This is a genomic window from Thioalkalivibrio sp. XN8 (assembly GCF_011058255.1).
Classification (GTDB): Bacteria; Pseudomonadota; Gammaproteobacteria; order Steroidobacterales; family XN24; genus XN24.
In genome coordinates, this window is the sequence record NZ_JAALFH010000011.1 from 91,719 (window position 1) to 109,407 (window position 17,689).

A 17,689-nucleotide genomic window follows, 5' to 3' on the forward strand; every position below is an offset into this window, starting at 1 on the left:
TCAGCCGCCCTCCCGCGTCACGAGCCGCGCTACCAGCTGGTCGAGGCCCATGGCACGCGAGCCTTTCACCAGCAGGTTGACGCCCGGCGGCAACTCGCCCGCCAGGGCCGCGGCCAGCGCCTCCAAGTCGTCGAAACAGCGGCCATCGCCGAAAGCCTCCGCCGCCGCCGCAGCGTCCCCGCCGAGCGCATACAGGCGCGTGACGCCATGGGCGCGGGCGAACTCGCCTGCCGCCGCGTGCAGGCTGCGGGAGGCATCGCCCAGCTCGCGCATGTCGCCCAGCACCAGCCAGGTCTCGCCCGGCAGGGCCGTGGCGTACTCGATCGCCGCCTGCAGCGCAGCCGGGTTGGCGTTATAGGTGTCGTCGATGACCAGCGCGCCGCCCGGCGCCTTCTTCAGGGTCATGCGGCCGCCGACGCCGTGGGATCGCGCCAGCCCGGCGACGATCTCCTCCAGCGTCCAGCCACCCGCCCAGGTCGTCGCCGCCGCGGCCACGGCGTTCATCGCGTTGTGCCGCCCCGGCAGCCGCACCCGCGCGTCGGCCGCGCCGTCGGGCGTGACCAGACGGAACTCCAGCAGCGGGCCGTCGGCGTCCAGTGACTGGCAGATATCCTCGGCCCGGAACTCGGCGTCCTCGGCAGTCAGCCCGAAGGTGACGATCCGGCGCCCGCCGGCGAGCTCGCGCCACAAGGGCACGAACTCGCTGTCGAGGTTCATTACCGCGACGCCGTCCGCGGGCAGGCCGGAGAACATCTCGCCCTTGCCGCGCGCCACGCCTGCCAGGCCGCCGAAGCCCTCGAGATGGACCGGTCCCGCCGCCGTGACCAGGCCGACCGACGGCCGGCAGATCGCCACCATCCGGGCAATCTCGCCCTGGTGGTTGGCGCCCAGCTCCAGCACCGCGGCCCGGTGCGATTCGTCGAGCCGGAACAGGGTCAGCGGCAGGCCGACCTCGTTGTTGTAGTTACCCCGCGTGGCCAGGATCTCGCCGCGGCTCGCCGCGATCGCGGCCATCATTTCCTTGACCGTGGTCTTGCCGTAGCTGCCGGTCACCGCCAGCACCGGCAGCTCGAAGCGGCGGCGCCAGTCGGCCGCGATGCCGCCGAGCGCCGCCAGCGTGTCTTCCACCAGCAGCTGCGGCAGGTTGACCGTGACCGGGTGGTCGACGACCGCGGCGGCGGCGCCCGCTTCCGCCGCCCGGGCCACGAACTCGTGGCCGTCGAAGTTGGGCCCGCGCAGGGCGACGAAGAGCTCGCCCTGCGCCAGCTTCCGCGTGTCGGTGGAAACCCCGGCGAAGCCCGGGTCCGGCCCGAGCAGGGTGCCGCCGAGACTGCGCGCGAGTCCGGTCAGGCTGCCGTGGATCACGCCGCACCTCCCGTGAGCCCGGCGACCAGCCGGCGGTCGCTGAACGGCCGCTGCTCGTCGCCGACGATCTGCACTTCCTCGTGGCCCTTGCCCGCCACCAGCACCACGTCGCCCGGCTGCGCCGCGGCCAGCGCCAGGCGGACCGCCGCCGCCCGGTCGCGCTCGACGCGCGCGCGGGCCGGGTCTTCGAGACCGGCAAGGATGTCCGTGACGATCGCCACGCCGTCCTCCCGGCGCGGGTTGTCGTCGGTGATCACGATCTCGTCCGCCAGCTGCTCGGCGATGCGCCCCATCTCCGGGCGCTTGCCGCGGTCGCGGTCGCCGCCGCAGCCGAACACGCACCAGAGCCGGCCGCCGCAGTGCTGCCGCAGGGCCGCCAGCGCCTTGGCCAGCGCGTCCGGCGTGTGCGCATAGTCGACGACCGCCAGCACGTCACGCGCCCGGTCCGGGAAGGTTTCCATGCGGCCGCCGGGCGCGTGGAGCGCGGCCAGCGCCGCTGCCGCCGCCGCCGGGGCGACATCCAGCGCCAGCAGCACGCCCAGGGCGACCGCGAGGTTCTCGGCATTGAATGCCCCGACCAGCGGCGAATGCAGCGCCAGCGGCCCCCAGTCGCCCTCGAATTCGACGGCCAGTCCGTCGGGCAGCGGTGTGACGGCGTCGAGACGCAGGCAGCGCGCGCCCGGCAGCGCGTCGCTCGCGGCATCGGTGACGACGATGCGCGGTGCCGCCGCCGGCAAGCGCTCTAGCAGCCGGCGGCCGAAGCTGTCCAGCGCATTGATCACGCTCACCCGCGGCGCGTGCTCGAGGAACAGCCGGGCCTTGCACGCGCCGTAGGCCGCGAGACTGGGGTGGTAATCGAGGTGGTCGCGACTCAGGTTGGTGAAGGCGGCGACCGCGTAGCGCACGCCATCCACGCGACCCTGGTCCAGCGCGTGCGAGGACACCTCCATGGCCACCGCGCCGAGCCCGAGGTCCGCGAGGTCCGCCAGCGTGCGGTGCACCTCCACCACGTCCGGCGTGGTGAGGCCCGACGGCCGCTGGGCGCCGACCGGTCCCGCGCCCAGCGTGCCGATGAGGCCGGCGCGGCGCCCGAGCGTCTCCAGCGCCCCGCCCACCAGGTGCGCGCAGGTGGTCTTGCCGTTAGTGCCGGTGATGCCCACGACCTCGAGCCGGCTGGACGGCGCGCCGAAGAACCGGTCCGCGATCTCGCCTAGGTGCGCCTGCAGGCCGGGCACCGGGAACGCCGGGCACGCCTCGGGAAGCTGCGGGGCGCCCAGCCCGGCGGCGGGCTCCCAGGCGACCAGGGTCGCGCCCGCCGCCGCCGCCGCGGCGGCGTGCTGCAACCCGTGGCTGCGGGCACCGGGCACGGCCAGGAACAGCGCGCCGGGAACCACCCGCCGGCTGTCCAGGGTGATGTCGGTGACGGTGTGCGCGGCCAGGGCCGCCGGGGCCAGCGGCCCCAGCAACTCGCCCAGCGTCATCACCGGCGGCGTGTCGGCTGCGAGCATCATGGCTGCCCCGCCGCCTGGACCAGGGTGCCCGCGGAGCGCGCGCCGGCGCCGTCGTCGGGCGGGATGCCGAGGATGCGCAGCGCGTCGCCGAGTACCCGCGCGAACACCGGCGCCGCCACTTCGCCGCCGTAATAGACGCCGGTGGACGGCTCGTCGATCATCACCACGGCCGCCAGCTGCGGCTCCGAGGCCGGCGCGATCCCGCCGAACACCGACAGGTAACGGTCGTCGTGGTAGCCGCCCGAGGTGAACTTGCGTGCCGTGCCGGTCTTCCCGGCCACGCGGTAGCCCGGGATGGCGGCCCGCGGTGCAGTGCCCTCGGCGCTGACCACCGGCTGCATCATCTCCAGCACCGCCCGCGCCACGGCCGGCTCGATGACCTGCTGCAGCTGGGCCGGCCGGTTCAGCGCCAGCATCGAGACGGGGGCGGCACGGCCGTCGGCGCCGAGCACCGCGTAGGCGTGCGCGAGCTGCAGCGGGGTGACCGACAGGCCGTAGCCGTAGGCGAGCGTCGCCTGGCCGATCGGGCGCCACAGCTCCGGCTCCATCAGGACGCCGGCCGATTCCCCGGGGAAGCCGGTCGCCGAGACCTCGCCGAGGCCGAAGCGGCGCAGCTCGCTCCACAGCTGCCGCGGCTCCAGCGCGAGCGCCACCTTGGAGGCGCCGACATTGCTCGAGCGCAGCAGCAGGGTCGCGAAGTCGATGCGGCCGAGATTGTCGCGATCCTCGATGGTCTTGGTGCCGATGGTCAGCCAGCCGGGGGCGGTATCGATCTCGGCATCCACGGCGAACTTGCCGCTGCTCAGGGCGGCCGCGATGATCAGCGGCTTGATGCTGCTGCCGGGCTCGAAGATGTCGTTGGTCGCACGGTTGCGATAGCGCTCCGCCTGCAGCTGGCCGCGGTCGTTGGGGTTGAAGTTCGGCTGGTTGACCATCGCCAGCACTTCCCCGGTGCGCACGTCGAGGATCACCATGGAGCCGGACCTGGCCTGGTGAGCCTGCACCGCCCGCTTCAGCTCGCGATAGGCCAGGTACTGGATCCGCAGGTCGATGCTGAGGCGCAGGTCGCGCCCGGGACGCGCCTCGCGGATGCTCGCCACGTCCTCGATGATGTTGCCCAGCCGGTCCCGGCGTACCCGCTTCCGCCCCGGCTGGCCGGCCAGCCAGTGGTCGTAGGCGAGCTCCAGTCCTTCCTGGCCGGCGTCGTCGATGTTGGTGAAGCCGAGCAGGTGGCCCGTGACCTCGCCGGTCGGGTAGAAACGGCGATATTCGCGCTGCAGGTGGACGCCGGGGATGCCGAGCTCCATCACCGCCGCCGCCTGCTCGGGCGGCAGGTGTCGCCGAAGGTAAAGGAACTCGCGCTCCGGCTGCGAGCTGATCGCCCGGAGAATCCATTCGGGCTCCCTGCCCACCCGCTGCGCCAGCTCCGGAATCCGGTCGCGGGCGTTGCGCAGCTCGGCCGGGTTCGCCCAGACGCTGTCCACCGGGCTGCTGACCGCCAGCGGTTCGCCGCGGCGATCGGTGATGGTGCCCCGGTGCGCCGCGATGTCGACCTCGCGCATCTGGCGCGCGTCGCCCTGGCGGGCGAAAAAGGCCTGATCGACGAACTGCAGCTTCACGGCCCGCCCGCCCAGCAGCATGCCCAGCAGCGCGAAACTGGCCGCCACGAACAACATGCGGCGCCGGAACCGGCGCTCGAACAGGTCCTGGTCGATGCGGCGCTTCATGGCTTGACGATCTCGATCTCGGCCGGCGCCGGTACGCGCATCGACAACCGGTCGCGGGCCAGCTGCTCGACCCGCGCGTGGGCCGCCCAGGTGCTGCGCTCGATCTGCAGCTGGCGCCACTCGATGTTCAACTGGTCGCGGTCGCGGTGCAGCCCCTGCAACTCGATGAACTGCTGCCGGGCGCTGTGGCGCGCATCCACCACGGCCACTGCGGAGGCAACCGTGGCGGCGGCCAGCAGCACCACGAGCCCGGCCGTGCGCATCGCGGACCTCATGCCGCCACCTTCTCGGCGACGCGCAGCACCGCGCTGCGGGCGCGGGGATTCGCCGCGACTTCCGCCTCGGAAGCGCGCACCGCCTTGCCCACGGCGCGCAGGCGCGGCCGGGCATGGGGCGGCACCTCGGGCAGGCCGCGCCAGGGCTCGGCGACCTCGGCGTGGCGCCGGATGAAACGCTTCACGCGCCGGTCCTCGAGCGAGTGGAAGCTGATCACGCACAGCCGGCCGCCGGCCGCCAGCAGCGCCAGCGACTGCTGGAGCACCGCGTCGAGCGCCGCCAGCTCCTGGTTCACATGGATCCGGATCGCCTGGAAGCTGCGGGTAGCGGGATGCTTGCCGGGCTCCGGCCGCCCGGGGATCGCGGCGGCGATCACGGCGGCGAGCCGACCGGTGGTCTCGATCGGGGCCTCGTCCCGGGCGCGCAGGATGGCCCGGGCGATGCGGCGGGCATGGCGCTCCTCGCCGAAGTCGCGCAGCACGCGGCTGATTTCGTCCTCGCCGGCGCGCGCCAGCCAGGCGGCGGCGCTGTCCCCCGACTCCGGGTCCATGCGCATGTCGAGCGGCCCGTCGCGGAGGAAACTGAAGCCGCGTTGCGGGTCGTCCAGCTGGGGCGAGGACACGCCGAGGTCCACCAGCATGCCGTCGAACCCGGCGGCGAAGCCGGCCTCGCGGGCGATGTGTTCCAGCTCGGCGAAATTCCCCCTGGCAATCGACACTCTCTGGTCCCCGGCGAATCGCCGCCGACCTGCCCGGATGGCTTCCGGGTCCCGGTCCACGGCCAGCAGTTTTCCTTCTTCACCCAACCGCTCGAGGATGGCCGCCGCATGCCCGCCGCGCCCCAGCGTGGCATCCAGGTAACAACCGTCCCGGCGCACGGCGAGGGCTTCCAGCACCTCCCCGAGGAGCACCGGCGCATGTCCCGTCGCGCCCTGCTCCACTAGAAATTGAAGCTTTCGAGTTCGGCCGCGAGCCCGCCTTCGGCTGCGGACTCCTCGGTCAGCCACTGGTCGCGCCGCTCGTTCCAGCGCTCCTCGTCCCAGATCTCGAACTTGTTGCCCTGCCCGATGAACATCACCTGCCGATCGATGGCGGCGAATTCGCGCAGCTCGCGCGGCAGCAGGATGCGACCCTGGCCATCCAGCTCGACCTCGGTGGCATGACCGACCATCAGCCGCTGCAGGCGCCTGGCCTGGCGGTTCAGCGTGGGCAGGCGGGCGATGCGCCGCTCGATCTCCTCCCACTCGGGCAGCGGGTAGACGAGCAGGCAGTAGTCACGGTCGACGGTGACGATCAGCTGGTTGGCGCAGCGCTCCTCGATGCGCGCGCGGTAGCGCGTCGGGATCGCGAGGCGACCCTTGGCATCGAGCGAAATCCGGTTGGCGCCGCGAAACATGATGGTGTCCCGGAGGCACTGGCCCCCATTTCTTCCCACTTATCCCCACTTGGCGCCACTATATGAACCGGACTGCCCCCAAGTCAACTGCCTGAAACAAAAAAATTTCTTTAGCAACGGACACTTAGAACGCTTTCCGCAGGTGGAACCCGGCCCACTCGTCTGGCTATAAATCAACCAGTTATGGGATATTCCTGCCGCGCAACCTGAGCTTTTGGGCCGGTGAGGCCTCTCAGGGCGCGCCAGTCTCGGGAGAGTGCGCAGGAGCCGGCCTGTAAGCCGGGTTCTGTCGGGGACAGTCATTCATCTGGGGCGCACGTCGCCGTGCGTCTCGAGCGACCTACCCGGAAGCGCGCGCGGGCCGCGCGTCGCGGCGTGAGCCGCATGCTTCCCTATTTGGTCTTGCTCCAGGTGGGGTTTACCGTGCCGCGTACCGTTGCCGGACGCGCGGTGCGCTCTTACCGCACCTTTTCACCCTTGCCGGCGCCGAAGCGCTTAGGCGGTATGTTTTCTGTGGCACTTTCCGTCGGCTCGCGCCGCCCAGGCGTTACCTGGCACCCTGCCCTGCGGAGCCCGGACTTTCCTCCCCGGCCGAGGCCGGAGCGACTGCCCGGCCGGCTCCTGCGCCTGCCTATTGTACGCCCGACCCGCCCAGCCTGAGCGCCAGTTCGTAAACTTCCCGCCGCGGCACGCCGGAAAGTCTCGTCGCCAGCTTCACGGCCCGGCTCGGCGGCAGTTCCTCCAGCAGCGCCGGCAACAACTGCTGCAACAGGGCCCGGTCGCCTCCACCTGCCTGCGCCTCCGCCCGCCCGGCGACCAGCACCACCATCTCCCCGCGGCACGCGTCGGGGTCCGTCCGGGTCCGCTCCAGGAGTTCGGCCAGGGTGCCCCGATAGACCGTCTCATGCAGCTTGGTCAGTTCGCGCGCCAGCACCGCCTCGCGTTCGGCGCCGAGGCCTTCGGCAGCGTCCGCCAGGAAGTCCGTGACGCGGTTGCCGGCCTCGAAAAACACCAGCGTCCGCGGCTCCTGGCCCAGCGCCCCCAACCGCGCCCGCCGGCCGCCGGCCCTGGCCGGCAGGAAGCCCTCGAAGGCAAAGCGGTCCGTGGGCAGGCCGGCCACCGACAGCGCCGCCAGCAGGGCCGACGGCCCCGGCACCGGGCTGATGGCCGCCCCGGCCTCCGCCGCGGCCCGGACGAGGCGGTAACCGGGGTCGCTCAGCAGCGGCGTGCCGGCGTCGGACACCAGCGCCAGGTCCTCGCCCGCCAGCAGGCGCGCGACCAGCCCGGGGGCGACCCGCGATTCGTTGTGCTCGTGCAGTGAAGCGAGGCGCTGCTTGATCCCGAACGCGGCCAGCAGCCGGCCGCTGTGGCGCGTGTCCTCGCAGACCACCTGCGCCACCTCGCCGAGGATGCGCTGCGCGCGCGGGGACAGGTCCTCGAGGTTGCCGATCGGCGTCGCCACCACCCACAGCGTTCCCGTTGTGTTTGCCACTATAATCGCCCTTCCCCACGCACCGTCCCGGCCGGATACTCGACGCATGCTGCATCGCTCGCCCCGTCACGCGCAAACCCTGCCCCTCGCCGCGCTGCTGGCGTTGCTGCTGACGGGCTGCGTGCCGGGCCTGCAGCGCGAGCCGCCTCCGGATCCCGCGGTGGTGGCACGCACAGCGCTGGCGGCCGCGCAAGACGCCCTGGCCGCAGGCCGGCCGGAAGACGCCCTGCAGCAGCTGGCCGGCCTCCCGGTTGGAGCGGACGACCCGGACGCCGCAGCCATCCTCGCGCTGCGCGCGGATGCCGCTTTCGCCGCCCGGCAGCCGGCCGCAGGCGTGGCGTCACTGGTCGCCCGGGAGGCGCTGCTGACGGACCCGGCACAACGCGACGCCAACCAGCGCCGCCTGTGGAACCGGATGCAGGAAGCCACGGCAGCGGGGGTCGACCTGGCGACGCCGCCGGACGTCAGCCCGGAAGTCGCCGGCTGGCTCGCTCTCGGGCGGGTCGCGGCGGCCAGCCAGGGCGACCTGCCGCAGTTGCGCAGCGGCCTGGAGGGCTGGCTGGCGGCCTACGGCTGGCATCCCGCCGCGAACCGCCTGGTCGCGACTTTGCTGGAGGAATACCAGGCCCTGACCGGGTATCCGCGCCAGGTGGCCCTGCTGCTGCCGCTCAGCGGGCGGCAGGCCGCGGCCGCGGCCGCGGTGCGTGACGGTTTCGTGGCCGGCTACCTGCAGCATGAAGGCGAGGCCGAGCGGCCCGTAGTGACGACCTATGACACGGCAGCGCTGGGCGCCTTCGCCGCCTACGAGATGGCAGTGCGCGAGGGCGCCGAGTTCGTGGTCGGGCCGTTGCTCAAGAGCGACCTGGCGGAACTTGCCGGCGCCGAGCTGCCCGCCGTGCCCGGGCTGGCCCTCAACTGGGCCGACAGCGGCGCGGTGCCGGCCGGTTACCTGGCGCAGTTCGCGCTGGCCCCGGAGGAAGAGGCGGCGGCCGCGGCCGAACGCGCCCTGCTGGAAGGGCATCGGCGTGCGCTGGTGCTCGGCCAGAACACCGACCAGGGCCAGCGGATGGCGGAAAGCTTCATCGCAGCCTTCCGCCAGGGCGGCGGCGAGGTCCTGGCCTGGCAGGTCTACGACCCGCGCAACAGTGATTTCGCCTTCCCCATCCGCGCCCTGCTGCTGCTGGAGGAGAGCGAGAACCGCTACCAGCGGGTGCAGGGGATCCTCGGGCGGCAGGTCGAATTCGAGCCGCGCCGGCGCCACGACGCCACGCTGATTTTCCTCGCGGCCCGCTCGACCGAGGCGCAGTTGCTGCGGCCGCAGCTGCGCTTCCACTACGCCGGCGACCTGCCCGTCTACGCCACGTCGCTGGTCTACGACGCCACGCGCCGGGACAACGGCGATCTCGACGGCATCCTGTTCCCCGACATGCCGTGGCGGGTGAACCCGGACGCGGCGGATGCCATCGCGCCGTTCGACGCCTTCGGCGCCTTCGCGGTCGAGCGCAGTGGGCGCCTGTATGCCTTCGGCGCCGACGCCTACCGGCTGGTCCCGCTGGTCGTTCATGGCAACGGCGCGCTGGCGGAGGGCGTGCCGGGCCTGACGGGCGTGCTCAGCATGGACGCCGATGGCCGGATCCGGCGGACGCTCGACTGGGGGCGGTTCGCCGGCGGCGAAGTGCGCCACGACCCCCTGCCGCCCGCCGGCGACATCGCCGCCGATGGCGTGATCGAGCCGCCGCCCGAGACGCTCGTCCCCGGGGAGCAGTGAGCCGCGCGCGCGGCACCGATGCCGAGGCTGCCGCCCTCCGCTATCTCGAGCGCCGCGGGCTGCGCCTGCTCGCGCGCAACTACCACTGCCGGCTGGGCGAGATCGACCTGGTGATGCAGGACGACAGCACGCTGGTATTCGTCGAGGTGCGGGCGCGAGCCGACGCCCGGCATGGCGGCGCCGCGGCCAGCGTGGGGCCGCACAAGCAGCGCCGGCTGGCGCTGGCGGCGCGACACTACCTGATGACGCATCCGCGCGCGGCGGCGCTCCCGGCCCGCTTCGACGTGGTGGCAATCTCCGGCCCCGCTGGCGAGAATGAGCCCGAGTGGATTCGCGCAGCCTTCGACTGCGCCGGTTGAAGCCAGACCATGAACGCCCGCATCGATCCCTCGCTGGCGGCGGCTCTCGCGGCCGCCGTCGGCGCCGACGGCCTCCTGACCGACCCGGCCGACTGCTGGACCTACGGCTATGACAACAGCAAGGGCCAGGCCCTGCCCATAGCCGTGGTCCTGCCCCGCGATACTGCCGCCGTGCAGGCGGCGGTGCAGGCCTGCCGGGAGGCGCGCCGCTCGCTGACGCCCCGGGGTCGGGGCACCGGGACCACCGGCGCGGCCGTGCCCGAGGACGGCGGCGTCGTGATGTCCATGGAGCGCATGGACCGCATCCTGCGCATCGACCCGGCGAACCGCGTCGCCGTGGTGCAGCCGGGCGTCACCAACGGCGCCCTGCAGGCTGCGGCTGCGGCCAAGGGTTTTTTCTGGCCGCCCGACCCCGGTTCGGCCGACTACTGCACCGTCGGCGGCAACCTGGCCTGCAACGCGGCCGGCCCGCGGGCGCTGAAGTACGGCACGCCGCGCGAGAACACCCTCGGCCTGGAAGCGGTGACCGGCGAGGGCCGGATCATCCGCTGCGGCTGCTACACCACCAAGGGCGTGGTCGGCCTGGATCTCACCCGGCTGTTGATCGGCTCCGAAGGCACGCTGGGCATCGTCACCGAGGCGACGCTTAAGCTCACGCCCTTGCCCGAGGCGACCGTGACCGTCCGCGCGGCCTACCGGGACATGCACGCCGCGGCGGCCGCGGTGAGCCGGCTCATGGCCCAGCCGGTGGTGCCGCGGGTCGTCGAGTTTCTCGACGGGGCCGCGCTGGCCCTGCTGCGCGCCGGCGAGCCGCTCGACCTGCCGCCCGGCGCCGGCGCCCTGCTGATGATCGAGGCCGACGGCCTGGCGGCGCAGCTGCCGCCGGCCGTGGAGGCGCTGCGCCGCGCGGCGTCAGGCGACGGCCTGGTGGAGTGGCGCGCAGCCGACGATGCGGCGGAAGCCAGGGCCCTGTGGGCCGCGCGCAAGGCGCTGTCGCCGGCGCTGCGGACGCTGGCGCCGCGGAAAATCAACGAGGACGTGGTCGTGCCGGTATCGCGCCTCGGCGAGCTTACCGACCAGCTGGCCCGGCTGGCAGAACAACACCGGGTCCGCATCGTCACCTTCGGCCATGCCGGCAACGGCAACCTGCACGTCAACGTGCTCGGCGAAGACGCCGACCTCGAGCGCATGCAGGCCTGCGTCGAGGACGTCTTCCGCGCCGTGCTGGCGCTGGGCGGCACCCTGTCCGGCGAGCATGGCGTCGGGCGCAGCAAGCGCGAGTTCGTCGCACTCGAGCTCGACGCGGAGACGCTGGCGGTGATGCGCGCGGTGAAGCGGGTGTTCGATCCGGACGGGATCCTCAACCCCGGGAAGTCGCTGCCCGATCCGGCCTGACCGCACAGCGCGCTGCACCCCCGAATCCGGCTACTCTAGCGCTGCCCCCTCGGACAGGACCTCTGGTCGCTCCGAGTCGCTCAATGGGGTACCGTACCGTCCACCACAGGGAGGTGCCGATGAAGTCCCGAGCGATCCTGATCACCAGTCTTGCGCTGGCGCTTCTTAACCACGCCCAGGCAGCCGAGAGCCGGATCGGCCCGGAGATGCTGCCCCCGTTTTCCAATGCGCCGACCCTGCTGGAGAATTTCAGCTGTTATTTCGGCCCTTTCGCCAGCTATGACAGCTGGCTGGCGGGGTTCCAGGACCGCCCGAATTTCGATGTTGAAGGATTTCGGCAACGATTCCCTCAACACGTCATCGAGCAGCGCCAGTCGAGTATTGATTGCCGGGTTTTCGTCTACGAATCAGACGGCCTCTTGGTTGAGGGCGTCATGCTTAGACCAAGAAGCGATGACACGGAGAACCGCAGATTGCCCGTTGTGGTCTATAACCGCGGTGGCAATCCGCGCCGTGGACTGCTCGTCTACGGGCACATTCACTCAAAGATGATGCCGTTGGCGGAGCTGGGCTATATCGTGATCGCCAGTCAATATCGTGGCGCCCGCGCGTGGTCGAGCTCGGTCAGTGCCGTGGCCGAACTGGACCAGTTCGGGGGCGATGATGTTCATGATGTGAAGAACCTCATACCGATCATCAACGGCATGCCAGATGCAGACAGCGGCCGTATCGCCATGTACGGCGCCAGCCGTGGCGGGATGATGAGCTACCTCGCCTCGCGTGATATGCCGCAGCTCAAAGCCCTGATCGTCGAAGCCGGCGTCGCCGACCTTGAAGCAAGTCTGACGCAGCATCCAGAGATGGAGAACGTCTTCGTCAAGTTGATCCCAAATTACGCGACCGAGAAGTCTCTCCCGCTAAGGGCGCGTTCAGTGCTGCATTGGCTTGATGAGCTGCCGGGAGACCTGCCGATCCTGCTGCTGCACGGTGATCAGGATGAGCGGGTTGAGGTCGAGCAATCGCTGTTGCTCGCCAAGGCGCTGGCCGCAGAAGAACAGCCACATCGATTGATTGTGTACCCGGGCGCCGACCATGGGTTGCAGCCACACCGCGCCGCAGCGGATGCGGAAATCGCGGCTTGGCTGGAGCAACACCTGTAATTGGATGGATTGGTTCCTGCCGCCGCCGTGGCCGGCAGCCCACAGGGCCTCTGGGACTCATCGGCCCAGGTCGCCACGTACCGGGTCCGGCTCGGTGGCGTCCGCGTGCCCGCGCAGCAGCAGTAGTCGCGGTGCAGCGCCGCGGGGTGTCATCCCCTCGCCGAGCGGCATAAGAATTCCAAGTGAGGCGAGGGGATGACAGCTCGCGAGCGCGGTCAGGGGCGACGACAGCGCAGGGCGCGGACAGGTGAACGCCGACGCGGCCAGAGAGCGATGCCGAGGCTACTTGACCACCGACAGCTTCGGCGGCCCCTTCGGCTTGTCGTCGTCCGACCCGCCGTCCGGGCCGTCGTTGCCGGGCGGGGGGTCGCCCTCGGAGTCGGTAAAGATCATGCCCTCGCCCGACTCGCGGGCGTAGATGCCGAGCACGGCGCGGACCGGGATACTGACGGGGAACGGCACGCCGCCGAAGCGCGCGCTGAAATCGACCGTGTCGTCGCCGAGGTGGAGGCCCTGGGTGGCGCTGGCGCCGATATTCAGCACCAGCTTGCCCTCGTGGACGTACTGCGGCGGCACGCGCACGCCCTCGACCGTGGCGTCGACCACGATATGGGGCGTCTCGTCGTTGTCCGAGATCCAGTCGACCATCGCCCTGAGCAGGTAGGGCCGGCGCGGCTTGCGCCCCTGGGTGCCGCCGCTCAGGGGCGCATCTCCCTCTCCAGCTCCGTCAGGCTGGCGCGGAAGCAGGGGCGGCTGAAGATGGTCTCGGCATACTTGATGATGTGGCGGCCGTGACTCGGCGGCAGGTCAACCTCCCAGCGGGGCAGTCGCCAGAGGATCGGGGCGATGCTGCAGTCGACCAGCGAGAACTCGTCGCTCATGAAGAAGGGCTTGACCCCGAACAGCTCGCCGCTTGCCAGCAGGCTCTCGCGCAGGGTCTTGCGGGCCTTGTTGGCGGTGCGCTTGTCGCCGCGCTCCAGGTCGTCGACCAGCGAGTACCAGTCGCGCTCGACGTGGTAGAGCGCAAGGCGGAACCGCGCCCGGCTGACGGGATCCACCGGCATCAGCGGCGGGTGCGGGAAGCGCTCATCGAGATACTCGGCAATGATGCGCGAGTCGTAGAGCACCAGGTCCCGGTCCACCAGCGTCGGCACGCTGTTATAGGGGTTCAGCTCGATCAGGTCCTCGGGAAGACTCGAGGACTCGACGTCCACCACGTCCAGCGTAATGCCTTTCTCCGCGAGCACGATGCGAACGCGGTGGCTGTGCGGACAGGTGGGATTAGAGAAAAGCGTCATGTTGCCTCGCGTGCGGCCGAAGCCGCTTCCTGACGGAAGGTCATTTCACGTCCTTCCACAGCTCCTTGTAATACAGGTAGGAGAACACGAACAGGACCGCGAGGAACAGCAATACCCAGATCCCGAGCCGCTGTCGCTCGAGTTGCATCGGCTCGGCGGCCCAGCTGAGGAAAGCCGTGATATCGCGGGCGGCCTGGCTGTACTCCTCCGGGGTCATCGAGCCCGGCTCGGCCAGCTCAAAGCCTTCGAACACCTCGATACGCTCGCCGCCGGGCCCGGTTTCCTGCCGGTACACGGCTTCCTGCAGCCCCTGCAGCTGCCACAATACGTGGGGCATCGAGGTGCCTGGCAGGACCTTGTTGTTGACGCCGGTCAGCCGCGAGCCCGGATCGACGTAGAAGGACTTCAGGAAAGTGTAAATGTAGTCCTCGCCGCGGGAGCGCGCGATCAGCGTGAGGTCGGGCGGGGCCTGGCCGAACCAGCCCGCGGCATCGCGCTCGGGCATGGCGATGGTGATGGTGTCATGCAGGGAGCCGCCGGTGAACTGGAGGTTCTCCGCGACCTGCGCCTCGGTCAGCCCGAGGCCCTCGGCCAGGGTGTTGTAGCGCACATACTCCAGGGAGTGGCAGCCGAGGCAGTAGTTCATGAACAACTGCGCGCCGCGCTGCAGCGAGGGCTGGTTGCCCACGTCCGCACCAGAGTCTTCGAGCGGGAAGCCGGGGCCGGCGGCGACGGCAAGACCGGGCGCTGCCGCCAGCAGCAGCGCCACCACGAGCATCCGGACAGGCCTAGCCATGATAGGTCACCCTCGGAGGAGGCGTCTTCGTCTTGTCGATCTTCGAGTAGAACGGCATCAGCAGGAAGAACGCGAAATAGATGATGGCGAACACGCGCGCCAGGATCGTGTACAGGCTGGTGGCCGGCTGCAGGCCGAGCCAGCCCAGCATCACGAAGCTGATGATGAACAGGGTCAGCGCCAGCTTGAACAGCGGCCCCTTGTAGCGGATCGAACGCACCGGGCTGCGATCCAGCCAGGGCAGCAGGAACAGCATGAACATGGCAGCGCCCATGGCGAGCACCCCGCCCAGCTTGTCCGGCACCGCGCGCAGGATCGCGTAGAAGGGCGTGAAGTACCACACCGGGGCAATGTGCTCCGGCGTCTTCAGCGGGTTGGCCGGCTCGAAATTGGCATGCTCGAGGAAGTAGCCGCCCATCTCCGGCGCGAAGAACACGATGATCGCGAAGACCATGGCGAACACGACCCAGGCCGGCACGTCCTTCGCCGTGTGGTAGGGGTGGAAGGGGATGCCGTCCAGCGGCCGGCCGTCCGGGCCCTTCTTTTCCTTGATGTCGACGCCGTCCGGGTTGTTCGAGCCCACTTCGTGCAGGGCCAGGATGTGCGCCACCACCAGGCCGAGCAGCACGATGGGCAGGGCGATCACGTGCAGCGCGAAAAAGCGGTTCAGCGTGACGTCGGAGATGAAGTAGTCGCCGCGGATGAACTCCACCAGCCCCTCGCCGATGACGGGGATAGCGCCGAACAGCGACACGATCACCTGGGCGCCCCAGTAGGACATCTGGCCCCAGGGCAGCAGGTAGCCGAAGAAGGCCTCGGCCGACATCACCAGGTAGATGAGCATGCCGAAGATCCAGACCAGCTCGCGCGGCTTCTGGTAGGAGCCGTACAGCAGGGCGCGGAACATGTGCAGGTACACCACGACGAAGAACATCGAGGCGCCGGTGGAGTGCATGTAGCGGATCAGCCAGCCCCACTCCACGTCGCGCATGATGTACTCGACCGAGCCGAAGGCCTCGGCCGCCGACGGCTTGTAGCTCATCGTCAGGAAGATGCCCGTGACGATCTGGATGATCAGCGCCAGCAGGGCCAGCGAGCCGAACACGTACCACCAGTTGAAGTTCTTCGGCGCGTAATACCCGGTGACGTGGTCCTCCATGAGCTGGTCCCACGGGAACCGCTTGCGGAACCAGCCGGAGAGACCGCCCCCGGTGGCGCCCTTCTTGTCAGTCGCGGCGCTCATCAGGCTACTCCCTCGTCTTCACCGACCAGGATGGTCGCGTCGTCGACGTACTTGTGCGGCGGCACCACCAGGTTCAGCGGCGCCGGCACGCCGCGCCACACGCGCCCGGCCAGGTCGAACTTCGAGCCGTGGCAGGCGCAGAAGAAACCGCCCGGCCAGTCGGCGCCGCCCAGGTCCTCGGCCCCGACGTCGAAGCGCGGCGAGGGGGAGCAGCCAAGATGCGTGCAGCTGCCGATCACGACGAGCACTTCCGGCCGGATGGACCGCAGGCGCCCGGAGGCGTACTCGGGCTGCTGGGGCTCCTCCGACATGGGATCGCGGACCATCGGGTCGGCCTGCTCGACGCGCTCGATCATCTCGGGCGTGCGCTTCAGCACCCAGATCGGCTTGCCGCGCCATTCCACGCGCATCAGCGCGCCGTCATCGAGCTTGCTGATGTCCACCTCGACCGGGGCGCCGAGCGCCTGGGCACGGGCGCTGGGCTTCCAGGAAGAAAGGAAAGGCACGGCGACGAAGCCGATGCCTATGGCCGAAGTCACCCCCGTGGCCGCACCGAGAAACCGGCGGCGGCCAAGATCAACACCATCACTCATCCCGAGTTCACTCCTGGAACGATTCCTGGGGCAAAAGGCCGGCGATACGGGCCGTAGGGACCTCGTTCGCGGGCAGATTGGGCAGTCTCGCGATTATACACACCGCCTTTTCGTGCTGCCTACCTCCGGACCCGGCGGGAGCGGCGCAGCGCGCCCTGTTCCTGCCTATAATGGCGCCCCCGGGGCGACCCGCAGAGACCGGACCGTGCGCCGATGGGCCAAGCCCGCCACACCGTGAAGTTCCTGTTCCAGTCCGCCGTCGCGGGCCTGGCGGTCGCCTTCGTGGTCGTGTTCCTCTTCCCCGGCCTGCTGCCCTCCGGCCATCCCCTGCGGGGCGACCAGGCCGGGCCCGGCTCCTTCGCGGCCGCCGTTGCCGCCACTGCCCCGGCCGTGGTCAACCTGGTCGGGCGGGCAGCCGTGGCGCCCGGCTTCGAGGAGCGCCAGGCCAGCGGCAGCCTCGGCTCGGGCGTGGTGATGAACGGGGACGGCTACGTCATCACCAACCACCACGTGATCGCCGGCATGGAAGACCTGAGCGTGGTGCTGGTGGACGGCCGCAGCGCGCCGGCGAGGCTGGTCGGCACCGACCCGGAGACCGACATCGCCCTGCTCAGGATCGAGCTGCCGGACCTGCCCAGCATCCGGGTTGGCCGCTCGGACCAGCTCGAGGTGGGCGACGTGGTGCTGGCCATCGGCAATCCCTTCAGCATCGGCCAGACGGTGACCCAGGGGATCGTCAGCGGCACGGGCCGCGGCCAGCTGGGACTGTCCCAGTTCGAGAATTTCATCCAGACCGACGCAGCGATCAACGTCGGGAATTCCGGCGGCGCGCTGGTCAACGCCCGCGGCGAGCTGGTCGGCATCAATACGGCGTTCTTCTCGCGCCGGCTCGACTCCGAAGGCATCGGTTTCGCCATTCCCATCAATCTCGTGCGGGGCGTGATGAGCGACCTGGTGCAGCACGGCCGGGTCATCCGCGGCTGGCTCGGCGTCGGCACCCAGACGCTGACGCCCGACCAGGCGCGGGCGCTCGGCCTGCCCGAGCCCTACGGCATCATCCTGACGACGGTCCAGGCTGGCGGCCCGGCGGCCCGGGCCGGCCTGCGGCCCAACGACATCATCACGCACGTGAACGGCGAGCCCGTCGTGGTCTGGCAGGACGCCCTGCGCAGCATCGCGGCCATGCCGCCGGGCACCAAGGTCACGCTCAGCGGCAACCGGCGCGGGCAGTCCTTCGAGGTCGAGGCGGAGGTCGCCGAGCGCCCGGCCCGCCTCTAGCCGCGCTGCCGAAGCCCTTGCGCAGCACTGCGG

General features: G+C 70.6%; 17 protein-coding genes and 1 other RNA gene. 5 read left to right on the forward strand and 13 right to left on the reverse strand.

Annotation, left to right across the window (positions count from 1 at the left end):
* From murF to rsmI, 8 genes are all read right to left on the reverse strand, one after another.
* Positions 1-1,365 carry a UDP-N-acetylmuramoyl-tripeptide--D-alanyl-D-alanine ligase gene (gene murF, locus G6N75_RS01570; RefSeq protein WP_165346307.1) on the reverse strand — a complete coding sequence of 455 codons (1,365 nt, stop codon included), beginning with the start codon at positions 1,363-1,365 and terminating at the stop codon, positions 1-3.
* Positions 1,362-2,876 (reverse strand): UDP-N-acetylmuramoyl-L-alanyl-D-glutamate--2,6-diaminopimelate ligase, encoded by a 1,515-nt coding sequence (locus G6N75_RS01575; protein ID WP_165346308.1) that lies wholly within the window; start codon positions 2,874-2,876, stop codon positions 1,362-1,364. The genes murF and G6N75_RS01575 overlap by 4 nt, the downstream gene beginning before the upstream one ends.
* Complete coding sequence (locus G6N75_RS01580; RefSeq protein WP_165346309.1) at positions 2,873-4,603, reverse strand: penicillin-binding transpeptidase domain-containing protein; 1,731 nt, start codon at positions 4,601-4,603, stop codon at positions 2,873-2,875. The genes G6N75_RS01575 and G6N75_RS01580 overlap by 4 nt, the downstream gene beginning before the upstream one ends.
* Entirely contained in the window at positions 4,600-4,866 is a 267-nt protein-coding gene (gene ftsL / locus G6N75_RS01585) for a cell division protein FtsL (RefSeq protein ID WP_165346378.1), read from the reverse strand. The genes G6N75_RS01580 and ftsL overlap by 4 nt, the downstream gene beginning before the upstream one ends.
* 8 nt (positions 4,867-4,874) lie before the next feature.
* Entirely contained in the window at positions 4,875-5,819 is a 945-nt protein-coding gene (gene rsmH, locus G6N75_RS01590) for a 16S rRNA (cytosine(1402)-N(4))-methyltransferase RsmH (protein ID WP_165346310.1), read from the reverse strand.
* Positions 5,819-6,274 (reverse strand): division/cell wall cluster transcriptional repressor MraZ, encoded by a 456-nt coding sequence (gene mraZ, locus G6N75_RS01595; RefSeq protein ID WP_165346311.1) that lies wholly within the window; start codon positions 6,272-6,274, stop codon positions 5,819-5,821. Before mraZ ends, rsmH begins: the two co-directional genes overlap by 1 nt.
* Positions 6,275-6,533: 259 nt before the next feature.
* An RNA gene (rnpB, locus tag G6N75_RS01600) (RNase P RNA component class A) lies at positions 6,534-6,896 on the reverse strand.
* A gap of 9 nt (positions 6,897-6,905) precedes the next feature.
* A complete protein-coding gene (rsmI, locus tag G6N75_RS01605; protein ID WP_346765465.1) occupies positions 6,906-7,766 on the reverse strand; it encodes a 16S rRNA (cytidine(1402)-2'-O)-methyltransferase in 861 nt (286 codons plus the stop codon).
* A gap of 46 nt (positions 7,767-7,812) precedes the next feature.
* Here rsmI and G6N75_RS01610 point away from each other — a divergent pair, with 46 nt between their 5' ends.
* The 4 genes from G6N75_RS01610 to G6N75_RS01625 all read left to right on the forward strand — a co-directional run bounded on the left by G6N75_RS01610 (position 7,813) and on the right by G6N75_RS01625 (position 12,448).
* Positions 7,813-9,534 carry a penicillin-binding protein activator gene (locus tag G6N75_RS01610; RefSeq protein WP_165346313.1) on the forward strand — a complete coding sequence of 574 codons (1,722 nt, stop codon included), beginning with the start codon at positions 7,813-7,815 and terminating at the stop codon, positions 9,532-9,534.
* Positions 9,531-9,893 carry a YraN family protein gene (locus tag G6N75_RS01615; RefSeq protein WP_165346314.1) on the forward strand — a complete coding sequence of 121 codons (363 nt, stop codon included), beginning with the start codon at positions 9,531-9,533 and terminating at the stop codon, positions 9,891-9,893. Before G6N75_RS01610 ends, G6N75_RS01615 begins: the two co-directional genes overlap by 4 nt.
* A 9-nt stretch (positions 9,894-9,902) precedes the next feature.
* Positions 9,903-11,288, forward strand: a complete 1,386-nt coding sequence (locus G6N75_RS01620) for an FAD-linked oxidase C-terminal domain-containing protein (RefSeq protein WP_165346315.1) — start codon at positions 9,903-9,905, stop codon at positions 11,286-11,288.
* A 119-nt stretch (positions 11,289-11,407) separates the two neighbouring features.
* Complete coding sequence (locus G6N75_RS01625; RefSeq protein ID WP_165346316.1) at positions 11,408-12,448, forward strand: prolyl oligopeptidase family serine peptidase; 1,041 nt, start codon at positions 11,408-11,410, stop codon at positions 12,446-12,448.
* 282 nt (positions 12,449-12,730) lie between these two features.
* Here the strand turns inward: G6N75_RS01625 and G6N75_RS01630 are convergent, their stop codons facing one another.
* The 5 genes from G6N75_RS01630 to petA are packed head-to-tail and all read right to left on the reverse strand — an operon-like array spanning position 12,731 to position 16,378.
* Positions 12,731-13,150, reverse strand: coding sequence for a ClpXP protease specificity-enhancing factor (locus G6N75_RS01630; protein ID WP_276611202.1), 420 nt, complete (start codon positions 13,148-13,150; stop codon positions 12,731-12,733).
* Complete coding sequence (locus tag G6N75_RS01635) at positions 13,147-13,746, reverse strand: glutathione S-transferase N-terminal domain-containing protein (RefSeq protein ID WP_165346318.1); 600 nt, start codon at positions 13,744-13,746, stop codon at positions 13,147-13,149. Before G6N75_RS01635 ends, G6N75_RS01630 begins: the two co-directional genes overlap by 4 nt.
* Before the next feature lie 40 nt (positions 13,747-13,786).
* Positions 13,787-14,542, reverse strand: a complete 756-nt coding sequence (locus tag G6N75_RS01640) for a cytochrome c1 (protein WP_165346319.1) — start codon at positions 14,540-14,542, stop codon at positions 13,787-13,789.
* On the reverse strand, positions 14,535-15,785 hold the full coding sequence (locus G6N75_RS01645; protein WP_165346320.1) for a cytochrome bc complex cytochrome b subunit: 1,251 nt from the start codon (positions 15,783-15,785) through the stop codon (positions 14,535-14,537). The genes G6N75_RS01640 and G6N75_RS01645 overlap by 8 nt, the downstream gene beginning before the upstream one ends.
* Positions 15,785-16,378, reverse strand: coding sequence for a ubiquinol-cytochrome c reductase iron-sulfur subunit (gene petA / locus G6N75_RS01650; RefSeq protein WP_165346321.1), 594 nt, complete (start codon positions 16,376-16,378; stop codon positions 15,785-15,787). The genes G6N75_RS01645 and petA overlap by 1 nt, the downstream gene beginning before the upstream one ends.
* Before the next feature lie 213 nt (positions 16,379-16,591).
* Here petA and G6N75_RS01655 point away from each other — a divergent pair, with 213 nt between their 5' ends.
* Positions 16,592-17,656, forward strand: a complete 1,065-nt coding sequence (locus G6N75_RS01655) for a trypsin-like peptidase domain-containing protein (RefSeq protein ID WP_165346322.1) — start codon at positions 16,592-16,594, stop codon at positions 17,654-17,656.
* Positions 17,657-17,689: the final 33 nt, after the last annotated feature.